The sequence below is a fragment of the Brevibacterium sp. LS14 genome, from assembly GCF_012027885.1.
Classification (GTDB): Bacteria; Actinomycetota; Actinomycetes; order Actinomycetales; family Brevibacteriaceae; genus Brevibacterium; species Brevibacterium casei.
This window is the reverse complement of sequence record NZ_SJXG01000011.1, coordinates 60,342-80,087: the sequence shown is the minus strand read 5'-3', so window position 1 is coordinate 80,087 and position 19,746 is coordinate 60,342. Positions and strand designations below refer to the sequence as shown.

Annotated in this window: 20 protein-coding genes and 1 riboswitch; of the genes, 8 read left to right on the top strand and 12 right to left on the bottom strand. The window is 68.7% G+C overall.

Annotated features, from left to right (window positions below; all coding sequences use genetic code 11):
- Nucleotides 1-62 precede the first annotated feature (62 nt).
- The 7 genes from EZE58_RS01880 to EZE58_RS01850 all read right to left on the bottom strand — a co-directional run bounded on the left by EZE58_RS01880 (nucleotide 63) and on the right by EZE58_RS01850 (nucleotide 8,090).
- Complete coding sequence (locus EZE58_RS01880; RefSeq protein WP_167559714.1) at nucleotides 63-785, bottom strand: MIP/aquaporin family protein; 723 nt, start codon at nucleotides 783-785, stop codon at nucleotides 63-65.
- A 129-nt stretch (nucleotides 786-914) separates the two neighbouring features.
- A complete protein-coding gene (locus tag EZE58_RS01875) occupies nucleotides 915-2,588 on the bottom strand; it encodes a glycerol-3-phosphate dehydrogenase/oxidase (protein WP_240941048.1) in 1,674 nt (557 codons plus the stop codon).
- A gap of 181 nt (nucleotides 2,589-2,769) precedes the next feature.
- Nucleotides 2,770-3,735: a Ppx/GppA phosphatase family protein gene (locus tag EZE58_RS01870; protein ID WP_167559698.1), complete on the bottom strand. Its 966-nt coding sequence runs from the start codon at nucleotides 3,733-3,735 to the stop codon at nucleotides 2,770-2,772.
- 29 nt (nucleotides 3,736-3,764) lie between these two features.
- On the bottom strand, nucleotides 3,765-4,568 hold the full coding sequence (locus EZE58_RS01865) for an enoyl-CoA hydratase/isomerase family protein (protein ID WP_167559696.1): 804 nt from the start codon (nucleotides 4,566-4,568) through the stop codon (nucleotides 3,765-3,767).
- A gap of 2 nt (nucleotides 4,569-4,570) precedes the next feature.
- Entirely contained in the window at nucleotides 4,571-5,692 is a 1,122-nt protein-coding gene (locus EZE58_RS01860; RefSeq protein ID WP_167559694.1) for a bifunctional 2-methylcitrate synthase/citrate synthase, read from the bottom strand.
- Nucleotides 5,689-6,594, bottom strand: a complete 906-nt coding sequence (gene prpB, locus EZE58_RS01855; RefSeq protein WP_167559692.1) for a methylisocitrate lyase — start codon at nucleotides 6,592-6,594, stop codon at nucleotides 5,689-5,691. Before prpB ends, EZE58_RS01860 begins: the two co-directional genes overlap by 4 nt.
- Complete coding sequence (locus tag EZE58_RS01850; protein WP_063249255.1) at nucleotides 6,594-8,090, bottom strand: MmgE/PrpD family protein; 1,497 nt, start codon at nucleotides 8,088-8,090, stop codon at nucleotides 6,594-6,596. Before EZE58_RS01850 ends, prpB begins: the two co-directional genes overlap by 1 nt.
- A gap of 216 nt (nucleotides 8,091-8,306) precedes the next feature.
- Between EZE58_RS01850 and EZE58_RS01845 the strand changes: the two genes are divergently transcribed.
- The 5 genes from EZE58_RS01845 (at nucleotide 8,307) to EZE58_RS01825 (ending at nucleotide 13,371) form a co-directional block, all read left to right on the top strand.
- Nucleotides 8,307-8,846 carry a DUF4916 domain-containing protein gene (locus EZE58_RS01845; RefSeq protein WP_009380619.1) on the top strand — a complete coding sequence of 180 codons (540 nt, stop codon included), beginning with the start codon at nucleotides 8,307-8,309 and terminating at the stop codon, nucleotides 8,844-8,846.
- A 374-nt stretch (nucleotides 8,847-9,220) separates the two neighbouring features.
- Nucleotides 9,221-10,219, top strand: coding sequence for a universal stress protein (locus EZE58_RS01840; protein ID WP_167559690.1), 999 nt, complete (start codon nucleotides 9,221-9,223; stop codon nucleotides 10,217-10,219).
- A gap of 69 nt (nucleotides 10,220-10,288) precedes the next feature.
- Nucleotides 10,289-10,397: riboswitch (TPP riboswitch) on the top strand.
- Nucleotides 10,398-10,422: 25 nt separating this feature from the next.
- A complete protein-coding gene (locus EZE58_RS01835; protein WP_009380623.1) occupies nucleotides 10,423-11,052 on the top strand; it encodes an ECF transporter S component in 630 nt (209 codons plus the stop codon).
- The gene (locus tag EZE58_RS01830) at nucleotides 11,052-12,542 is read left to right on the top strand and encodes an ABC transporter ATP-binding protein (RefSeq protein WP_167559688.1); all 1,491 of its coding nucleotides are present in this window, start codon (nucleotides 11,052-11,054) and stop codon (nucleotides 12,540-12,542) included. Before EZE58_RS01835 ends, EZE58_RS01830 begins: the two co-directional genes overlap by 1 nt.
- Entirely contained in the window at nucleotides 12,535-13,371 is an 837-nt protein-coding gene (locus tag EZE58_RS01825; RefSeq protein WP_095376684.1) for an energy-coupling factor transporter transmembrane component T, read from the top strand. Before EZE58_RS01830 ends, EZE58_RS01825 begins: the two co-directional genes overlap by 8 nt.
- A gap of 7 nt (nucleotides 13,372-13,378) precedes the next feature.
- On the opposite strand, the gene EZE58_RS01820 is transcribed toward EZE58_RS01825, so the two are convergent.
- Nucleotides 13,379-13,921, bottom strand: a complete 543-nt coding sequence (locus tag EZE58_RS01820; RefSeq protein ID WP_063249258.1) for a hypothetical protein — start codon at nucleotides 13,919-13,921, stop codon at nucleotides 13,379-13,381.
- A 71-nt stretch (nucleotides 13,922-13,992) separates the two neighbouring features.
- On the opposite strand from EZE58_RS01820, the gene EZE58_RS01815 reads away from it, so the two are divergent.
- Complete coding sequence (locus tag EZE58_RS01815) at nucleotides 13,993-14,298, top strand: hypothetical protein (protein WP_063249259.1); 306 nt, start codon at nucleotides 13,993-13,995, stop codon at nucleotides 14,296-14,298.
- 8 nt (nucleotides 14,299-14,306) lie between these two features.
- Here the strand turns inward: EZE58_RS01815 and EZE58_RS01810 are convergent, their stop codons facing one another.
- Together EZE58_RS01810 and EZE58_RS01805 are read right to left on the bottom strand one after the other, a co-directional pair.
- Complete coding sequence (locus tag EZE58_RS01810) at nucleotides 14,307-14,627, bottom strand: putative quinol monooxygenase (protein WP_167559686.1); 321 nt, start codon at nucleotides 14,625-14,627, stop codon at nucleotides 14,307-14,309.
- A 224-nt stretch (nucleotides 14,628-14,851) separates the two neighbouring features.
- Nucleotides 14,852-15,274, bottom strand: coding sequence for a MarR family transcriptional regulator (locus tag EZE58_RS01805; protein ID WP_009380644.1), 423 nt, complete (start codon nucleotides 15,272-15,274; stop codon nucleotides 14,852-14,854).
- Between the two features lie 101 nt (nucleotides 15,275-15,375).
- Here EZE58_RS01805 and EZE58_RS01800 point away from each other — a divergent pair, with 101 nt between their 5' ends.
- The gene (locus tag EZE58_RS01800) at nucleotides 15,376-16,788 is read left to right on the top strand and encodes an MFS transporter (RefSeq protein ID WP_101623995.1); all 1,413 of its coding nucleotides are present in this window, start codon (nucleotides 15,376-15,378) and stop codon (nucleotides 16,786-16,788) included.
- Nucleotides 16,789-16,908: 120 nt separating this feature from the next.
- Here the strand turns inward: EZE58_RS01800 and EZE58_RS01795 are convergent, their stop codons facing one another.
- Nucleotides 16,909-17,511 (bottom strand): class I SAM-dependent methyltransferase, encoded by a 603-nt coding sequence (locus EZE58_RS01795; protein ID WP_009380648.1) that lies wholly within the window; start codon nucleotides 17,509-17,511, stop codon nucleotides 16,909-16,911.
- A gap of 46 nt (nucleotides 17,512-17,557) precedes the next feature.
- Nucleotides 17,558-18,433: a LysR family transcriptional regulator gene (locus EZE58_RS01790; protein WP_167559684.1), complete on the bottom strand. Its 876-nt coding sequence runs from the start codon at nucleotides 18,431-18,433 to the stop codon at nucleotides 17,558-17,560.
- A 133-nt stretch (nucleotides 18,434-18,566) separates the two neighbouring features.
- Between EZE58_RS01790 and EZE58_RS01785 the strand changes: the two genes are divergently transcribed.
- Nucleotides 18,567-19,718: an FAD-binding oxidoreductase gene (locus tag EZE58_RS01785; RefSeq protein WP_259801041.1), complete on the top strand. Its 1,152-nt coding sequence runs from the start codon at nucleotides 18,567-18,569 to the stop codon at nucleotides 19,716-19,718.
- Nucleotides 19,719-19,746 lie beyond the last annotated feature (28 nt).

The window sequence follows — 19,746 nt, the reverse complement described above, 5'->3', positions numbered from 1 at the left end:
CCTGTGTCCGTTCGGCACCCCGGGCGCCGAGCTTCGTGGTGGTTTCTAGGATGTCACTGTTCTCAGATGAAGGCATTCGAGACGAAGCCGGCGAGGACGCCGCCGAGAATGGGGCCGACGATCGGCACCCACGCGTAGCTCCAGTCGGAGCTGCCCTTGTTCGGGATCGGCAGGATCGTGTGCGCGATGCGCGGGCCGAGGTCGCGTGCCGGGTTGATGGCGTAGCCGGTCGGACCGCCGAGGGAGGCGCCGATGACGACGACGACGAGCGCCACGGCCAGCGGTCCCAGCCCGCTGGGGGTGCCGCCGAAGAGGAGGATGATGAAGACGAGGACGAAGGTGCCGATCGCCTCGGTGAGGACGTTCCAGCCGTAGCTGCGCACCTCGGGCCCGGTGGAGAAGGTGCCGAGGATGTTGCCCGGCTCGGTCTCGGCGTCGTAGTGGTTCTTGTACGCCAGCCACGCGATGATCGCACCGAGGGTCGCACCGACGATCTGCGCGAAGAGGTAGGCGATCGTCGTCCCGAACGTGATCGGGATGCCGGGGGCGTATTCGGTGGCTCCACTGGAGAGGATGCCCAGCGTCACCGCGGGGTTGAGGTGGGCGCCGGACTTGTAGGCGACGTAGACGCCGGCGAAGACCGCGAGGCCCCAGCCGAGCGAGATCATCAGCCAGCCGCCGGCATTGCCCTTGGTCTTGGCGAGCACCGCGTTCGCGACGACGCCGACGCCGAGCAGCAGCAGCATCGCTGTGCCCGCCGTCTCATGGAGGAGGATCGTGCCAATCGGTCCCATGGTGGGTGAACTCCTTTGTTGAGATGGGATGGGAGGGGATCGTGGTCGACCCGGTGAGGGTCGGAGCGGCGGGGGCGACGTCCTCGTCCCTCCCCCGCCGAGGCGGTGTGCCGTGTCCTCCTAGCGTGCGCTCCAGCTGTCGGTGACGAGCGCTGCCGCGGCGGCGTCGTCGTGCGTGGACTCCGCGGCGACCTGGGCGTCGACGTGGGCGCGGAAGGCCGCGACCTCGGCGGCGACCTTCTCCGCGTCCCAGCCGAGGACGGGGGCGATGATCTCCGCGACCGCCTCGGCGGCGGCCTTGCCCCGGTCCCTGACCTCATAGTTGAGCCGCATCCGACGCTCGAGGACGTCCTCGAGGCGGACGACGCCCTCCGAGGTGGCCGCGTAGTGGGCCTCGACGCCGAGATAGCGCTCTGCTCCCGGCAGGGGCTGACCGAGCTCGGGGTTGTCGTCGATGAGGTCGAGGAGGTCCTCGAGCATCGTCCCGTAGCGGCGGATGAGGCGCTTGACCCGGGCCTCGTCCCAGCCGTAGCGCTCAGCGATGCCGGCCTGGCCGCGGCGGACCGCGCCGACCCCCTGGGCGCCGAGCAGCGGCACGGACTCCGTCAGCGAGGTCCGGTCGGAGGCTTCGTCGCCGAGGGCGAAGTCGACGGCGTCCTCGGCCATCACCCGGTAGGTCGTGAACTTGCCGCCGGCGATCGCCGAGAGGCCGGGCTCGACCTCCATGACGGTGTGCTCGCGGGAGACCTTCGTCGAGGCCTCGCCGTCCTTCTCCACCGGCTGGAGGAGCGGGCGCAGACCCGAGTAGACGCCGACGACGTCGTCGCGGCTGAGCTTGTCCTCGAGGATCGCGTTGGCGTGTTCGAGGAGGTAGTCGATGTCGTCGGAGGTCGCGACCGGGGCGGCGACGTCCTCCTTCCACGGGGTGTCCGTGGTGCCGATGACCCAGTAGCCGTCCCACGGGATGACGAAGAGCACTGACTTCTCGGTCTTCGAGATGATGCCGGTATCGGGGTCGGCCTTGATCTTGTCCTGGTCGACGGTGATGTGGATGCCTTTCGAGGCGAGCACCTTGAGACCGGCGTCGGCCTTCGCGAGGTCCTGCTGCTGTTCGGTCCAGACGCCGCCGGCGAGGATGGTGCGGCGGGCGTGGACGTCGAACTCCCGGCCCGAGACCTCGTCGCGCACGCGGACCCCGGACACCCGGTCCCCGTCGTGGAGGTAGTCGATGACGGAGACGTGGTTGGCAGCGGCGGCGCCGAAGCTCACGGCCGAGCGCACGAGCGTCATGACGAAGCGGGCGTCGTCGACCTTCGCGTCGTAGTATTCGAGCGCGCCGACCGCTGCGTCGTCGGCGAGTCCCGGGAAGTGCGCGCTCAGCGCCTTCTTGCCCAGGTGGCGGTGCATCGGCACGGCGCGCTTGCGGCCGGGCCGGGTGGCCATCGTGTCGTAGAGGAGGACGCCGGAGCCGATGAAGGCCCGGTCGATGAGGCGGTGTTCGAAGGGGAAGACGAACGCGACGGGTTCGACGAGGTGGGGCGCGGTGTGCGTGAGCAGCAGGTCGCGTTCCTTGAGCGCCTCGGCGACGAGTTTGAAGTCGAGCATCTCGAGGTAGCGCAGGCCCCCGTGCATGAGCTTCGAGGACCGCGAGGAGGTGCCCGATGCCCAGTCGTGGGCGTCGACGACGCCGACCTTGAGGCCGCGGGTGGCGGCGTCGAAGGCGGAGCCCGCTCCCGTCACCCCTCCCCCGACGACGAAGACGTCGAGCGGATCGTCCGGGCTCGTCGCTTCCATGGTGCGCAGGGACTCTTCACGGAACGAGGGGGATAGCTCGCCGTTTCGCATTGCCGTCTTGCCTCCAGAGATCGGGGAAACTGCCCCGTGGCGGCCGGCCCAGGTGACTGGCCGGTAATCACAAGCTAACAGGTGCGGAGAGCAAATGGGAACAGATCCGGCTGTGACTCCGGCCATCGATTCAGTCGGCGGATCTGCCCATCGCCGAGGTGGTCTCCGCCGAATCCAGCAGGTCGAGTTTCCGCATGATGATGCCCTCGCGCAGCGCCCACGGGGAGATGTTCATCACCGTGATGTCGAAGATCGTGAAGGCCGCCTCGGCGACGATGGCCCCGGCGAGGACCTGACCGGCGCGGGCCTCGGAGACCCCGGGCAGCGTGGCGCGTTCGGCCGGGGTGCGCGCGGAGAGGGTGTCGATGATGCCGGGCAGGTCGCGGCGGAAGAGCTTGCGGGGGACGTAGATTCCGTCCCCGCTCGGTGCGGCGCCGGCGATACGGGCCAGCGACCGGAAGGTCTTCGAGGAGCCGACGACCTGATCGGGTGTGCCGACCCGGTTGATCTCACCGGCGATGCGCCCGATCTGGGCGCGGGCGTACTTGCGCAGCCGGTGGATGTCGGATGCGTCGGGGATCTCCCCGGGCAGGAAGTCCGCGTACGTGCGCCCGGCCCCGAGTGGGACGGAGACCGCTGCCTGCGGGTACTCGTCCTGGCCGGCGGCGATCTCGAGCGAGCCCCCGCCGATGTCGAGCAGCAGGATCTTCCCGGCCGACCATCCGAACCAGCGGCGGGCGGCGAGGAACGTCACCCGGGCCTCGTCCCTGCCGGACATGACGGTGAGTTTGACGCCCATCTGCTCGCTGATCGAGGCGATGAGCTCCTCCCCGTTGGGGGCGTCCCTGACCGCCGAGGTGGCGAAGGCGAGGATCTGCTCCGCGCCCTGGTCCTCGGCGATCTCGACCGCCTCGGCGACGAAGTCCCGCAGCCGCTGCTGGCCCTCCTCGCCGATCGACCCGTCGGGTCCGAGGTACTCGGCGAGGCGGAGGATCTCCTTGTGCGAGGTCGCCGGCAGCGGCGGTGCCCCGACGTGGGCATCGACGACGAGGAGGTGGACGCTGTTGGATCCGATATCGAGGACGGCGAGGCGCATTCGCTCAGTGTATCCCGCGGCAGGGCCCCTCAGCCCCGCCAGTCGCCTGCGCTGAAGCCGAACTCGGGGGTCTCCTTGGCGAAGAACGCCGCCTGGCCGCGGGCGATCTCCGCACGGTAGGCCTCATCGAGCCACCGCGGCGGCTGCCCACCCCCGTCGAACTCGCCGTCGAGGACGGCTTTGGCCCCGATCTGGCTGAGCTGGGACAGGGAGGCGATGCGCTCCCCCAGCTCCTGGGCGCGGGCGAGCGGGTCGTCGGCGGTCTCGTGGATGAACCCGAGACTCTGCATCTGGTCGAAGTCGACGATCGAGGCCGTGAGCAGCAGGTACCGCGCCCACGCGTCGCCGAGGACGCGGGCGAGGCTCCTCGTCGGTCCCGGCGGGTAGACGAGTCCGAGCTTCGCGGCGGTGACGCCGAACTTCGACCCGGGGGCGGCGATGCGGATGTCGCAGGCGGCGGCGATCTCGGTGCCGCCGCCGACGCAGTTGCCCTCGATCGCGGCGATGGTCACGGTCCGCGCCGAGGCCAGGGCCGCCTCGGCGGAGGAGTTGAGCTCCCAGAAGTCGGCGATGGGGACGTCGAGGTCGGCGATGTCCGAGCCGGCGGAGAAGTGACCGCCGGCACCGGTGATGATCAGCGCACCGATCGTGTCATCGGCGTCGACGCCGGCGACGATCTCCGGCAGGGCCCGCCACATCGCCCGGGAGAGGGCGTTGCGTTTGTCGGTCCGATCGAGAACGAGGGTCCCGACCCCACCGGTGACGGTGAAGTCGAAACCCTCGAGGTCGACCGGACGGTAGCGGCCCGGGGTGGGCCGACCGTCGGTGCTCATGCTCAGCCCCGGCTGTCGGGGACTTCGCGCTGCGGCTCGCCGTCATAGGCGCTCAGCGGGCGGATGAGCGCGTTCGAGGCCTGCTGCTCGAAGATGTGCGCGGTCCAGCCGGTGATGCGGGCCATGACGAAGATCGGCGTGAACTGCTCGGTGTCGAATCCCATGAGGTGGTACGCCGGACCCGACGGGTAGTCGAGGTTCGGGTAGATGCCCTTGCGGGAGACGAAGTCCTCTTCGAAGGTGTTGTAGAGGTCGAGGAGGTCGGTTGCGCCCTTGACCTCGGCCATCTCCTCGAACGCCTTGCGCATGGTCGGCACGCGCGAGTCGCCGTTCTTGTACACGCGGTGTCCGAAGCCCATGATCTTCGCCTTGCGGGCCAGAGCGTCGTCGATCCACGCCGAGGCCTTGTCGGCGGTGCCGACCTCCTCGAGCATCGCCATGACGGCTTCGTTCGCGCCGCCGTGCAGGGGTCCCTTGAGGGCACCGATCGCTCCGGCGACGGCCGAGTAGAGGTCGGAGGTCGTCGAAGTGATGACGCGGGCGGTGAACGTCGAGGCGTTGAAGGAGTGCTCGGCGTAGAGGATCATCGAGATGTCGAAGCTGCGCACCACCTCGTCGGCGGGGACCTCGTCGAAGACCATCTTGAAGAAGTTCGCCGCGTAGTCGAGGTCCTTCGTCGGCGCCACCGGGTCGAGCCCGTGGCGACGGCGGTGGTCGATCGCGACGATCGTCGGCAGCTGCGCGTAGAGGCGCTCGGCCTTCGCGAGGTTGGCCTCGGGTCCCTCGACGTCGGCCTCGGGGTCGACGGCGCCGAGGTAGGCGACCGCGGTCTGGACGACGTGCATGGGGTGCGCGTCCTTGGGCAGGCCGAGGATGATCTCGACGAGCTCCGGCGAGATCTCACGCTGGGCGTGCTCACGGGCCTTGAACTCGGCCAGCTGCTCCTCGGTGGGCAGTTCGCCGTTCCAGATGAGGTAGGCGACGTCCTCGAAGTTCCGCTTGGCAGCGAGCTCTTGGACGGGGTATCCGCGGTAGGTCAGCGAGTTGGTTTCCTGGACTACCTTCGAGACGGCCGTGGTGTCGACGACGACTCCGGCGAGGCCCTTCTTGATTTCTTCGGTCACTGGTGACCCTCCTGTGAGAAGTTGAATACGGCCGCGTCGAAGTCGTTGTACGCGGCGTAGTCGATGGTGTCGTAGAGGTCCGCGCGGGTCTGCATCCCCTCGAGCAGGTCCACCTGAGTGCCCTTGTCCCGGATCGTCTGCAGGCCCGACTTGATCGCACCCATGGCGAGACGCAGGGTCGTGACCGGGTAGATCACGAGTTTGACCCCGACGTTCGCCAACTGCTCGGTGGTGAACAGTTCGCTCTTTCCGAATTCCGTCATGTTCGCCAGGATCGGCACGTCGACGCTGGCGGCGAAGCGCTCGAACTCGTCGAGGTCGCGCATCGCCTCGGGGAAGATCATGTCGGCTCCCGCGTCGACGTAGGCCTTCGCCCGGTCGATCGCGGCGTCGAGTCCCTCTCCCGCGCGGGAGTCCGTGCGGGCGCAGATGACGAAGTTCTCGTCCCGCCGGCCCTTGACGGCCGCGGCGATGCGCTTGGTCATCTCGACGGTGGTGACGACCTCCTTGCCGTCGAGGTGGCCGCACCGCTTCGGGTTGACCTGATCCTCGAGGTGCATGCCGGAGATCCCTGCGTCCTCGAACTCCTGGACGGTGCGGGCGACGTTCATCGCCTCGCCCCACCCGGTGTCGGCGTCGATGAACGTCGGCAGGTTCGTCACCCGGGCGATCGCACGGCCGTGGTCGGCCACCTCGGTGAGGGTGGTCAGGCCGATGTCGGGCACCCCCAGGGCCGCGGAGAACGCGCCCCCGGAGATGTAGACGCCCTCGAAGCCGATCTGCTCGATGATCTGGGCGTTGATCGGGTTGATGGCGCCGGGGAACTGGACGATCCCGTCGCCGGCGAGGAGCTCGCGGAACCGCTTCCGGCGCTCGGCCGGTGTCGTGGTGGCCCCGAGCATCAGAAGATGCCCTTCGAACCGCTGTGCTTCAGCCCTTCGACGGCGAAGCTGAGCTGGCCCACGCCTGCCGCGTCGAGGCTCTCGAGGTTCTCGGCGAGGTCGAGGAAGCGGTTCGCCTCGGCCTCGGTGAGGATGCCCGCGGAGAGCGTGCGGAACTTCTCGACGTAGTTCTCGCGGACGAACGGGCGGGCGCCGAGCGGGTGGGCGTCGGCGACGGCGATCTCGTCGGTCAGGGTCGACCCGTCCTCGAACTCGATCTCCACGCGACCGCCGAAGGCCTTCTCGTTCGGGTCGGTCGAGTGGTAGCGGCGGGTCCACTCGGGATCCTCGGTCGTCTCGATCTTGTGCCAGAGCTCGACGGTCTCGGGACGGGCGGCCCGCTCGGGGGTGTACGAGTCCTCATGGTGCCAGCCGCGGTCCTCGAGGGCGACGGCGAAGATGTACATGATCGAGTGGTCGAGCGTCTCGCGGCTGGCCTTCGGATCCATCTTCTGCGGATCGTTCGCGCCGGTGCCGATGACGTTGTGCGTGTGGTGCGAGGTGTGGATGATGATGCGCTTGATCTTCGTCAGGTCCTCGATCTCACCGCCGAGCTTGCGGGCGAGGTCGATGAGCGCCTGCGCCTGGTATTCGGCGGAGTGCTCCTTGGTGTAGGTGTCGAGGATGGCGCGCTTGGCCTCGCCCTTGCCCGGCAGCGGGATCGTGTAGCGGGCCTCGGGGCCTGAGAGGATCCACGCGATGAAGCCGTCCTCGCCTTCGTAGATCGGGTTCGGGGCGCCTTCACCGCGCATCGCCCGGTCGACGGCCTCGACGGCCATCTTCCCGGCGAAGGCCGGTGCGTGGGCCTTCCACGAGGAGATCTCACCCTTGCGGGACTGGCGGGTCGCCGTCGTCACGTGCAGGGCCTGCTGGATTGCCTGGAAGGTCACCTCGGTGGGCAGGTGGAGCATCGCCCCGATGCCGGCCGCGGCCGAGGGGCCGAGGTGGGCGACATGGTCGATCTTGTGCTGGTGCAGGCTCATGCCCTTGACGAGGTCGACCTGGATCTCGTACCCGGTGGCGATGCCGTTGATGAGGTCCGCTCCCCCGATGCCCATGTGCTGGGCGACGGCGAGGATCGGCGGGATGTTGTCACCGGGATGGGAGTACTCGGCGGCGAGGAAGGTGTCGTGGAAGTCGAGTTCGCGCACGGCCACGCCGTTGGCCCAGGCCGCCCACTCCGGGGAGAAGCGCTCGGCGAGGGGAAGTCCGAAGATCGTCGCACCCGGGGTGAAGGGGTGCGCCTGTGCCTGCTCGCGGGCGTGGGTGGGGGCCGAACGGTTCACCGAGGCGGCCGCGACGGCGGCGTTGTCGATGACGCGGTTGATCACCATCTCGGTGACCTCGGGATCGACGGGCGTCGGGTCGGAGGCGACCTCGGCGATCTTCCAGGCGAGCTGATCCTCACGAGCCAGGTTCTCTGAGCTCTTGTGGGTACGGACCTCATGATCAATCATGGACAATCCCTTCAATCGTCGTTGACCGCTGCGGGCCATGTCACGACCGCCGCTGGCCGGAGAGTGGTTGACTCAACTGTAGGCCACGTCACTGCGACGCTGCGGCCCGGCCGGAGTTTTATCTTGACATCAAGATACTTTACCCGACCGGCATGAGCCGCCTCGACCCCCCTCCTCCCACCCGTCCGTCGAGGTGAACTGTGACACAATCGGGATATGACCCGCACTGCCCTCGACTTCGACGAGAACTGGTTCGACGACAACGAGTTCGCCCAGCTTCGTCGCCGTCTCCCCATCCCCTATGTCAATGCCATCCCCGTCCGCGTCGGAGAGGCCGGCGATGTCGAGGAGATCGGCCTCCTGCTGCGCCGCCTCGACGACGGCACCCTGGGTCGCGAGGTCGTCGGCGGCCGCATCCGCTACCACGAGTCGATCCGCGCGGCTCTGCTGCGCCATGCCGAGAACGACCTGGGTCCGCTCGCGCTGCCGGTCGTCCCCCCGGCCATCGCGCCGTTCCACATCGCCGAGTACTTCCCCACCGAGGGAGCGGCGCTCCTCCACGACCCGCGTCAGCACGCGATCTCGATGTGCTTCGTCATGGAGGTCCGCGGCGAGTGCACCCCGCGCGCGGACGCGCTCAGCCTCGACTGGCTCACGCCGTCGGAGGCGCTGCGCGAGGACATCGCGAGCGAACTCTCCCACGGTCAGGAGCACATCATCCGCGCGGCCCTGAGTTACCTCGGCTTTCCCATCTGAGGCCGGGCTGTCCATCGGGCCTGCGCCCGGCGCCTACGCGGGGTGCCGCCCGGTTTTCCGCGGCGCGCTGCGACTCGAGGACGCTCAGTGTCGATTCGCGAGCCAGAAATCGACACTTGGCGTCCTCGACTCGGCAACCCCATGCGCCCGCCGGCCGCTCAGCCACCCCGCGGGCGTACAGCCACCCCGCGGCGCCACAGCAACTCGGCGGTGCCACAGCCACCCCGCGGCGCCACAGCAACCCGGCGACCGCCTCGGCGACTTTTCTACACGCTGTAGAAGTGCACTGGTAGACTGGAGGCGACGACGACGGATGTGGTTTTCGGGGCCGCCGTCATCGTCAGGGTTGGTCAGGCCCCGTCGAGAGGACTGCCATGAACGCTGACGCCCACCGGAACCCCGCTCGCCAGGCCGCTGCGAACCCGACCGATGACCGCGCCGCCGACCCGCGGCCCGCCGAGTCCGGACTCAGCCGCGACCTCGGCGTCCTCGTCGGCTTCGACGGATCCGAACTCGCGGCCCTGGCCCTGCGCTACGCCGCGATCGAAGCCCTCCACCGCGGCGTCCCCCTGACCGTCGTCACGGCGTTCACGATGCCGCTGATGATCTACCCGAACATGGCCTCCATACCCTCCGAACCCGAGGACGAGGCCGCACTGCGGGGAGCCGAGAAGCTCCTCGCCGAGGCGTCCGAACTCCTCGCCGATCATCCCGAACCCGTGACTTACGCGGCCGAATCCGGCGACGCCGCCGGCGTCCTCGTCAACCTCAGCTCCAACGCCGAGGTGGTCATCGTCGGCGCCCGAGGGCGCGGCGGGTTCCTCGGTCGCATGCTCGGATCGGTCTCCACGGCCCTGCCCCCGCACGCGCACTGCCCGACGATCGTCGTCCCCCAGCACTCAGCACAGCGCGGCGAGGCCCGCGGACCGGTCGTCGTCGCCGTCGACGGTTCGGAGGCCGCGCGGATCGCGATGTTCACCGCCGCCGAGGTGGCCGCCTCGAGGGAGGCCGGACTCGAGGTCGTCTCCGTCCTGCCCGCCGGCGAGGAGTGGCTCTACTGGTATCCCGAGCTCGAGCTCGGCGCCGACGTCGCCGACCGTCGGCAGAAGCAGCTCGAGACCGCGCTCTCGGCGGAGGCGGATGCGCTCGGCGAGCAGTTCCCGAGTCTGCCGATCTCCACCTCGGTGGTCGTCGGCGATGCGACCGCGATGCTCTCGGAGGCGACGAAGCGGGCGCAGCTGACGGTGATGGGCACGCGTGGTCGCGGAGCGGTCAAGAGCGCGCTGCTCGGCTCGGTCTCCCGCGGGGTCCTCCACCATGCCGAGGGTCCGGTGATGATCGTCCCGAGCTGGCCACAGCCGCACGACACATGACGACCATCGCCGCCTGCCTGATCGCCTGACGCGGTCCCGACAGGCGGCGCGGCGGGTGCTGTACAGTAAGTCTCACGACAGGGGAGCGCCAGCAGGGGCGCTGAGAGTGCAGATCATGCTGCAGACCCTCGAACCTGATGCGGCTAGCACCGCCGAAGGAAGTCGAGACTCTTCTACCCCTCCTTGAGACACGAGGAGGCACAATGCCGAGAACCACCGCGCCCGGAACCGCCGCGAAGTCCGCACCCGCCTACACGCAGGCCCCGCCGACGAAGAAGTGGCGCGTCGTCGACTACGTCGTCACCGCGGTGCTCGGCATCGCGGTCGGCCTGATCTTCTGGGTGCTCGCCGCCAGCTGGAAGGTCATCGAACTCGGCTTCCAGGCCTTCCCGCCCTCGATCGGACTCATCGCCGGACTCTGGGTGCTCGCCGGACCTCTGGCCGGCGCCATCATCCGCAAGCCCGGTGCCGCGCTGCTCTGCGAGGTGCTCGCCGCGATCGTCGAGGGCGTCCTCGGCTCCCACTTCGGCTCGACCGTGCTCCTGTCGGGCTTCATCCAGGGCCTCGGTGCCGAACTCGTCTTCGCCGCCTTCGGCTACCGGAGGTTCACGCTGTGGGTGACGACGCTGTCCGGTCTCGTCGCAGCCGCCTTCATGGCCGTGAGCGAGAACATCCTCTACAACGCCGAATGGCAGCTGACCTACCAGCTCGCCTACGCCGTGTGCGCGATCGTCTCCGGCATCGTCATCTCCGGCATCGGTGCGTGGTACGCCTACCGTGCGATCGCGAAGACCGGGGCGCTGTCCTCGTTCGCCTCCGGCCGCATCCGCTGATGGGTCTGCCGATCCGCGCTCGCGGCTATTCGTGGCGGCACGCCGATCGGGACACGCTCGCCGTCGGCCCCCTCGACCTCGACATCGCCGCAGGTGAGAAGGTTCTCCTCCTCGGCCCGTCAGGGGCGGGGAAGTCGACACTGCTCCACGCGATCGCGGGTGTCCTCCCCGTCGAATCGGGTGAGGCCGGAGGAGAGCTCGTGATCGGTGACGCCCCACCGGATCCTCGCCGAGGTGTGACCGGGCTCGTCCTCCAGGACCCCGATTCGCAGGTGATCTTCTCCCGCGTCGGCGACGACGTCGCCTTCGGAATGGAGAACATCGGGATGAGCGCCGAAGTCATCGACGAGCGCATCCCCGCCTCCCTGGCAGCGCTCGGCCTCGACCTGCCCCTCGACCACCCCACGGCCGCACTCTCCGGGGGCCAGAAGCAGCGCCTCGCACTCGCCGGCATCCACGCGATGGCACCCGAGGTCATCGTCCTCGACGAACCGACGGCGAACATCGACCCCGCCTCGGCGGCCTCGGTCCGGGACGCGGTGCTCACGGTCCAGGCGGCCACCTCGGCGACGATGATCGTCGTCGAGCACCGGGTGAGCCTGTGGTCGGACGACGTCGACACCGTCATCGTCCTCGGCCGCGGTGGGGTCGTCGCGCAGGGATCGCCGTCCGCGGTCTTCGGTGATCCCGCCCTCGCCGAGGTGCTCCGGGCCACCGGGATCTGGGTGCCCGAGTCCGGCTCCCGCACTCCCCCGCGTCAGCCGGGAGCGTTGCGATCCGGCGAGCCGGGAGGGACGGTGCTCACCGCTGAGAGGCTGAGTGCGGCCCGGCCACGGGCGGGGGTGCCTGCGACCACCGACCACTCGCTCGAGATCCGAGCCGGCGAGGCGGTCGGCATCGTCGGACCCAACGGCGCCGGCAAGTCGACGACGGCGCTCACCCTGGCCGGACTCATTCCCGAGTTCGCAGGCGAAGTGCGCGCCCACGGGACACTGGCCGAAGGCGCAAAGCACGAACGGCCCTTCCGCTGGCCGTCGGCCTTCCTCGCACCGAGGATCGGAATGGTCTTCCAGGAGCCCGAACACCAGTTCCTCAAGGCCAGCGTGGCCGACGAGCTCGCCCTCGGCCCCAGGTTGGCCGGATGGAGTGAGAGCGAGGTCGAATCGCGGGTGACCAGCCTGCTCGAGACACTCGGGCTCACCGAGATCGCCGACGCCCACCCGCAGGGACTCTCCGGCGGCGAGATGCGGCGGCTGTCAGTGGCGGCGATGATCGCGCCCAGGCCGCGGGTCCTCATCGTCGACGAGCCGACATTCGGTCAGGATGCGCTGACCTGGGCGGGACTTGTCACGCTCTTCCTCGACGTCCTCGACCACGGCAGCGCGGTCGTCGCCGTCAGCCACGACCACGACTTCCTCGACGCGATCGGGGCCAGGCGTGTGAGCCTCGGAACGAGCGCGCAGCCGCTGCGAGGTGAGCGCGTTGAGTGAGGCCGCGCCCGCCCGAGAGAGGGTCGCGATCGAGGATCCCGGTCAGCTCATCCCCGTCGTCCGGTCGACTGTGCTGGTCCGGTGCAATCCGCTGACGAAGATCGCCGTCGCCCTCATCCTCATGGTCGGGGCGCTGCTGAGCATCGACATCGTCTCGGCCGGGGTCGTCCTCGGCTTCTCCCTGCTCGCTCTGCCGCTGAGCGGGCTCGACCTGTGGGCAGCACTCAAGCGCCTGTGGTTCCTGCCGCTCGGGGCGCTGCTCGCGGCATGGGGCACGGCGATCCTCGCGGAGAAGACCGGGGCGGTCGTCGTCGATCTCGGTCCGATCCTCATGACGACCGGGTCCCTCGAATCCGCCGCGGCGATCTTCGTCCGTGCCCTTGCGCTTGCCGTCCCGCTTGTCGTCCTCGCCTCGACGATCGATCCGAGGGATCTCTCGGATGCGCTCGTCCAACATCTGCGACTGCCGGAGACCGTCGTCGTCTCGGTGCTCGCGGCCTCGCGTCTGCTCGGCCTCCTCGTCACCGAATGGCAGACCCTGGCGATGGCGCGTCGCGCCAGGGGGCTCGCCGGCGGGTCCGTGCTGCGGCGCACCGGAAGCCTCTTCGCCGGGATCTTCGTCCTCCTCGTCCAGTCGATCAGGCGGGGGACGAGGCTGGCGATGGCGATGGAGGGTCGCGCCTTCGGGCGACGGGGACGCACGTGGCGGCGACGCTCACGATTCGGGATCGCCGACGCGGTCGTCGTGCTCACCGCGCTGGCCGTCACCGTGGCGGCGATCGCCTCGGCGCACCTGCTGGGGACATGGAACCCGATCATCCCCGGCTGAGGCGGGCTCACACCTGACCGATGAGGTCCTTGAGGTGGGAGCGCCAGTCTTCGAGCGCCTCGGCGCTGGGCAGCTTCGAGGCGGTGAGGGCGAGGAGGGTGCGGTCGTCGTCCTTGGGTTCGGCGGCGGCTTCGACCTTTGTGCCGTCGACGAGGTTCGCTCGCCAGTAGGAGCGCTTGGGTGTGGTTGAGACCCGCGGTTCACCGTCGAGCGCGACCCCGCCGAGTTCGCCGTCGACGAGGGCGGCGACGCGGTCGATGACGTCGCCGCGCTCGCCGGTCACAGTCCGGGAGACGGCGACGTCGAAGGTGCCGTCGGCGCGCTGGCCGGGGACGCGGCGCCCGATCTCCTGCTCATAGGCGACGACGGCCCCTTGCACCCACCATCCGTGGTTGTCGACGACGCCGTCGAACTGCGGGTAGAGGGCGTCGGCGAGTTCCTTGTGGCTCGCGTCCTTCCCGCCGGCTTTCTCGAGGCGCTGCCGGGTCGTGGACCAGGGCTCGCCGAGGGCCCGTTCGATGGACTCGATGTTCTGCGCTTTCGTCGCCATGGTCTGAGTCTATGACGCGTGCGCGGTCGCGGCATCGCTGCGGCTCTGCCTGCTCGACGTAGACTGCCGCCATGGCGGGCGAGGCTGAGTACACCGAAGACGAGAAGTGGCTGGTCGTTCGCGGTCGGCGATGGCGGCGGACCGATCCCGCCCTGCCCGATCGTGTCGTCGAGGACCTCAAGAGCCACCTCGGTCGGGCGCGCAACGCGGTGAAGGCGGCGAGGAAGGCCGAGGATTCAGCGGCACTGCGGCGAGCCCGGGATCGCGTCGACCTCGCGAAGAGAGGGCTGGGCGAGCGCGGGGAGAAATGGTGGGAGCTCCCCGTCGATGAACGGCTGACCCGAGCCGAGGAGGCTCTGAGCGAGCTCAGTCGATGACGACGAGCTCAGTCGATGACGAGTTCGCCCATCTCGTCCCAGCCCTCGCCGTCGATCTTGCGGGAGATGATCTTCGGTGTCGAGGCGAGCAGCGGACGCATGGATTCGAGGCCGGCGGCGAAGTGGTCGCTGTTGACGTGCGGCTCGGCGCCCTCGTCGGTGAATGCCTCGACGAGCACGAACTCGTTGGGCTTGTCCAGGCTGCGCGACCATTCGAACCAGAGGTTGCCCGGTTCGGAGCGGGTGCCTTCGGTGAAGTCCTTGACGACGGCGGGGAAGGATTCCGCGTTCTCAGGCTTGACGTCGAATTTCGCGACGATGAAGATCATTGTGCTTCCTTGTCTCTCGGCAGCTGGACTCTGCGGGCAACGGGCCCTGCCACCACCCAATCATGAACAGCCCGCTTTGACGAGTCCGCGCCCGTGCTGCCTCAGGGCGGGCCGCGCCTGACTGCGAACGCTCACCCCCGGAACCCCCCCAGGCACCCGTCCACGAGGAGGATCCAGTGCGATCCGGGCCCGATTTTCGGATCGGATCCTCCTCGTGGGGGCGATCAGTCGGCAGTCGCCCGACGCAGAAGAGCGACGAGCGCATCCCGCTCCTCGCCGCTGAGCGCATCGACCGGTGCCTCAACGGCCAGCGCGTCGAGCACGTTCGCACGACAGTGGAGTCCAGCCTCGGTGAGCGAGACGAGTTTGGCGCGTCGGTCCTGCGGATGCGGACGACGTTCGACGAGCCCCTGATCCTCCATCCGGTCGACGACGTAACCGGCGTTCGACGTCTCGCAGCTCATGTGCTCGGCGAGCTCGGTCAGGCGCATCGGCTCGCCCAGCTCGCGCAGCGCGATGGCCTGTGAGGCTGTGATGCCGAGACGGTCGGCGACACGACGGATATGAGAGTCCAGACGCTGGTTGAGGCGGGCGACGAGGCCGCAGAGTTCGACGTCGCTCCCGAGTCCGGACAGGGATTCAGCCATGTGCCGAGAATACCAGAATTTATCCGAACTCATATAGTCAAAGTTCGGAATCTATGTTTAGACTTCGTATTATCCGAACTCGGACCATATGGAGGTCTACGATGCCCACGACACACGCTCCCGATCGCCTGCGCAGCCCCGCCGCACTCCTTGCCGCACTCGGTCTCGCGCAACTGCTCATCGGCCTCGACTACAACATCGTCTTCGTCGCCCTCCCCGAAATCGCCTCACTCGGCTTCTCCCCGCAGACTCTGCAATGGGTCGTCAGCGCCTACGCCATCGCCTTCGGCGGCTTCCTTCTCCTCTGCGGCAGACTGACCGACACCCTCGGGCGTCGCCGGATGTTCCTCGCAGGCCTGGGACTCTTCATGTTCGGCTCGCTGCTCGGCACTTTCGCGGTCGCCGAATGGATGCTCATCCTCGGGCGCGGATTCCAGGGTCTCGGCGGTGCCGCACTGGCACCCGCGACTCTCGCGCTCCTCAGCGTCGGGTTCCCGGAAGGAGCTGAGCGCAACCGCGCCCTGGGCATCTGGGGAGCCGCAGGATCCGCGGGAATGGTCCTCGGATCCATCCTCGGCGGAGTCCTCACAGACGCCTGGGGGTGGCGCGCCGTCTTCGCCGTGAATATCCCGATCGTCGCCGCAATCGCAGTACTCGCCGTGATCGCGGTCCCGGCGGACAGACTTCGTCCATCCCTGCGCCGACTCGACGTTCCCGGTGCCGCGCTCACCACCGCCTCGGCGATTCTCATCGTCATGGGGCTGACCTTCGCCGCGGAGAAGGGATGGACGGCGGCACCGACTCTGCTCAGCCTCGGTGTGGGTCTGCTCAGCGCCCTCACCCTCGTCATCATCGAACGACGCACGAGACACCCGCTGCTCGACTTGGCCGGGTTCCGCAGCCGACACCTGGCCACGGGCGTCGCATCGACGTTCCTGTTCATGGCCGGCTTCGGCGCTTCGGCATATTTCCTCACGCTCTACTTCCAGGAGACGCGGGGCCTCAGCCCCCTCGCCACCGGGCTCGCCTTCGTCATCCCCTGCCTCGGGGTGCTGGCGGGAACTATGCTCGGGGGTCGCCTGGCGACGAGGGCGGGGCTGCGCACGACGATGGCCACAGGACAGGTGATCGGTCTCCTCGGCGTCGGGGCGATCGCTGTCGTCGTCGGTGCCCACACCGTCTGGATCGTCGTGTTCGCCCTCGTGCTCCTCTTCAGCCTCGGGCAGGGCATCGTCTTCACGACGATGTTCGCGACCGCGACCACCGGCGTCGACGAGTCAGCGCAGGGCTACGTGGGCGGTCTCGCAACCGCCGGTCAGCAGATCGGCGGGGCGATCGGCCTCGCCGTGCTCATCACGTTGACCACGGCGATGTCGGGTCCGAGCCTGAGTATCGGAATGACCGGGATCGCCGCGATCATCGGTCTCGGTCTGCTCGTCGCACTCCTCGTCCCCGCGAAGCAGCCCACAGGGCAGTCAGGTCGGCGGCACGACCGCTCGCCCGCGAACTCGTAGGCGCTTCCCCGCGGTCGAGCGACGCCTCTGCGAGGTGGATCCAGTGCGAATCCGGGCCCGATTTCGAATCGGATGCTCCTCGCTGAGGCCCGCGGCCTTCTGCCAGACCGGCTCTGTTGATCAGACCCGTTCGGCGATGAGGACGAGGAAGCCGCTGTCGGGCTCGAAGGGGTGGATCTCCCACGTCGAGAGCTTGAGGCTGACGATCATTCCGCTCGCCTCGACATCGTCGATGAAGTCGTCGAAGTCATACCCGCGTCCGGCCCCGAAACCGGCGACGAAGCGGCCGCCGTGCTTGAGGGTCGACCGGATGTTGGCAAGCGTCTGTCGCCGGGAGGCCGGATCGAGGAAGGCGAGCACGTTGCCGGCGCAGACGGTGACGTCGATGTCAGTGATGCCCGCCGCCGCGAAGTCGAAATCGGCGATGTCGCCGGTGTGCCATTCGCCGGAGGGGAAGTCCTCCTCGGCTACGGAGATGAGGAATTCGTCGAGGTCGACCCCGTAGACCGTGTGACCGGCACCGATGAGCAGTCCGCCGACTCGGCCGGTGCCGCAGCCGGCATCGAGGATCCGTCCCCCGCGCGGTGCCATGGCGTCGACGAATCGCGCCTCTCCCCCGATGTCGTGCCCGGCGTCGACGAGCTTGCGCCAGCGCTGGGCGTAGTTCGCGGAATGGTCGGGGTTGTTCGCGCGGATCCGGTTCCACTGGTGGTCGAAGCTCATGGCCTCAGTGTATTCCCCGGGCGCCTCCCAGCAGCGCCGGAACCGCTCATGCGAGGACCTCGGCGACCACCTCGGCGACGGAGGCGACGGGGGCGGGAGGTTCGGGCGACGTGAGGACGATGATGTTCCGTCCTCCGGCGCCGTCCACGGGATGGAGGTCGATGTCGTGCCCGACGAGGGCCATCATGATCGGCGTCGCCAGGGTGAGTCCGAGCCCGGTGCCGGCGAGGGCGAGCGCGACTGCGGTGTCGGTGACGATGTGCGTCTCCTTCGCGTTGATCCCCATCGCCGAGGTGGCCAACCGCATCGCCCGCCCGAAGAGGTCCGTGGCCGGAGGCAGGATCCAATCCGCCTCGGCGAGGTCATCGGGGCCGGGCAGCGGCACACCTCGCGGGGTGACGACCCCGAAGGGTTCGGTCGCCACCGTCGTCCACCTCAGTCCGCGCATCGGCGGCAGCGGCACGGCCGGGTAGTCGATGCCGATGCCGAGGTCGATCGCGCCTTCGATGACGGCCGCCGACATCGTCTCGACGTTGACCTCGCGGGCGCGGACTTCGATGTTCGGATGCCGGCGAGCGAGGATGGCGACGATCGCCGGCAGCGCGACGACCGACGTCGACCCGAAGACGCCGAGGGTGACGATCGCCTCCGAGCCGAAGTCACGGCCGAGCATCGCCGTCTCCGCCTGCTGGTGGGCGGCGAGGATGTGGCGGGCGCGCGGCAGCAGGGTGCGACCGGCCTCGGTGAGGGTGAGACCCCGACCGCGACGGAGGACGAGGTCGGCACCGACGGTGCGCCGCAGTGCGCTCATGTGCTGGGAGACCGCGCCGACACTGTAGCCGAGCTGGTCGGCGGCTCGCGTCATCGACCCGAGCTCGGCGACGGTGACGAAGGTCTGCAGCTGCCCGAGCGTCCATGCCATGGGCTCACCCTATGTGTTTTAAGGAATCGTGAAAAGCGTGTTCACGAACTCTGCCTTGTCCTTAACTGTGAGGGACAGCACAATGGTGTGCAAGCCGACGAAGGCGTCGGCCGTACACAGAGCGAGGTGGAACGTGCAGGCTGATGTTGTCGTCATCGGCGGCGGGGTGATGGGCGCCTCGATCGCTGCGAACCTGGCCGAACGCGGCGCCGGGACCATCGTCCTCGTCGAACGCGACGTCCCGGGATGCGGGTCGACGTCGAAAGCGGCAGGCGGAGTACGCTGCCAGTTCTCCGACGAGGTCAACATCGCCCTGTCCGTGCGCAGCCTCGAGATCCTCCGCACCTTCGAGGCGGACTACGGCGTCGACATCGACCTCGTGTCCAACGGCTACCTCTTCCTCCTCGACTCTCCTGAGTCGGTCGCGGCGTTCGAGGCCAACGTCGCCCTCCAGCAGCGCATGGGCCTCGACTCCCGGATGCTCACCGTCGCCGAGGTCGCCGAGCTCGCTCCCTTCGTCGACACCACGGGTCTCCTCGCTGGGGCATTCAACCGCGGCGATGGGCACTGCACGCCGGAGGCCGTCGTCGCCGGCTACATCTCGGCCGCCCGGGCGCGCGGAGTCACGGTGCGCAAGTCATGCGAGGTCACGGGTTTCGCCACGAGGGGCGCCGAAGGGAAGCGGACGATCACCGCGGTGGAGACCTCGCTGGGTCCCATCACCTGTTCGCAGGTCGTGTGCGCGGCCGGGGCATGGTCGGGCCTCATCGGGGAGATGGCCGGCGTCGACCTTCCCGTGACCCCGCTGCGCCGCGAGATCATGGTGTCCGAACCGGTCGACTTCGACACATCGACGATGCCGTTCACCATCGACTTCGCCACGAGCTACTACGTCCACCCCGAAGGTCCCGGCCTCCTCTTCGGCTGCCCCGATATCGAGGACCGGTGGGGCTTCGACGAACGCCGCGACCCCGAGTGGCTGTTCCGACTCTCCGAACTCATCGAGCAGCGGACCCCGGACCTCGCCGACGTCGAAGTCAAACGCGGGTGGGCGGGTCTCTACGAGATGACCCCCGACCACAACGCACTCATCGGCCAGGCGCCCGAGCTCGACGGATTCACCTACGCGTGCGGGTTCTCCGGACACGGGTTCCTCATGGGTCCCGCGGTCGGTGAGGTCGTCGCCGACATGATGACCGGACGCACACCGTTCGTCGACGTCTCACCCCTGAGCAAGGACCGTTTCGCCGCCACCGGCCTGCGCAAGGAGCTCAACATCGTATGACTGCTGACCATGCCCCTCCCTCCTGGTC

Excerpts from the sequence above, each read along its gene's own strand:
- EZE58_RS01800 (WP_101623995.1), top strand. The coding sequence starts at position 15,376 with ATGCCCACGACACACGCTCCCGATCGCCTGCGCAGCCCCGCCGCACTC.
- EZE58_RS01835 (WP_009380623.1), top strand. The coding sequence starts at position 10,423 with ATGCCGAGAACCACCGCGCCCGGAACCGCCGCGAAGTCCGCACCCGCC.
- EZE58_RS01790 (WP_167559684.1), bottom strand. The coding sequence starts at position 18,433 with ATGGCATGGACGCTCGGGCAGCTGCAGACCTTCGTCACCGTCGCCGAG.
- EZE58_RS01830 (WP_167559688.1), top strand. The coding sequence starts at position 11,052 with ATGGGTCTGCCGATCCGCGCTCGCGGCTATTCGTGGCGGCACGCCGAT.
- EZE58_RS01820 (WP_063249258.1), bottom strand. The coding sequence starts at position 13,921 with ATGGCGACGAAAGCGCAGAACATCGAGTCCATCGAACGGGCCCTCGGC.
- EZE58_RS01795 (WP_009380648.1), bottom strand. The coding sequence starts at position 17,511 with ATGAGCTTCGACCACCAGTGGAACCGGATCCGCGCGAACAACCCCGAC.
- prpB (WP_167559692.1), bottom strand. The coding sequence starts at position 6,594 with ATGCTCGGGGCCACCACGACACCGGCCGAGCGCCGGAAGCGGTTCCGC.
- EZE58_RS01865 (WP_167559696.1), bottom strand. The coding sequence starts at position 4,568 with ATGAGCACCGACGGTCGGCCCACCCCGGGCCGCTACCGTCCGGTCGAC.
- EZE58_RS01840 (WP_167559690.1), top strand. The coding sequence starts at position 9,221 with ATGAACGCTGACGCCCACCGGAACCCCGCTCGCCAGGCCGCTGCGAAC.
- EZE58_RS01850 (WP_063249255.1), bottom strand. The coding sequence starts at position 8,090 with ATGATTGATCATGAGGTCCGTACCCACAAGAGCTCAGAGAACCTGGCT.
- EZE58_RS01870 (WP_167559698.1), bottom strand. The coding sequence starts at position 3,735 with ATGCGCCTCGCCGTCCTCGATATCGGATCCAACAGCGTCCACCTCCTC.
- EZE58_RS01875 (WP_240941048.1), bottom strand. The coding sequence starts at position 2,588 with ATGGAAGCGACGAGCCCGGACGATCCGCTCGACGTCTTCGTCGTCGGG.
- EZE58_RS01810 (WP_167559686.1), bottom strand. The coding sequence starts at position 14,627 with ATGATCTTCATCGTCGCGAAATTCGACGTCAAGCCTGAGAACGCGGAA.
- EZE58_RS01845 (WP_009380619.1), top strand. The coding sequence starts at position 8,307 with ATGACCCGCACTGCCCTCGACTTCGACGAGAACTGGTTCGACGACAAC.
- EZE58_RS01805 (WP_009380644.1), bottom strand. The coding sequence starts at position 15,274 with ATGGCTGAATCCCTGTCCGGACTCGGGAGCGACGTCGAACTCTGCGGC.
- EZE58_RS01815 (WP_063249259.1), top strand. The coding sequence starts at position 13,993 with ATGGCGGGCGAGGCTGAGTACACCGAAGACGAGAAGTGGCTGGTCGTT.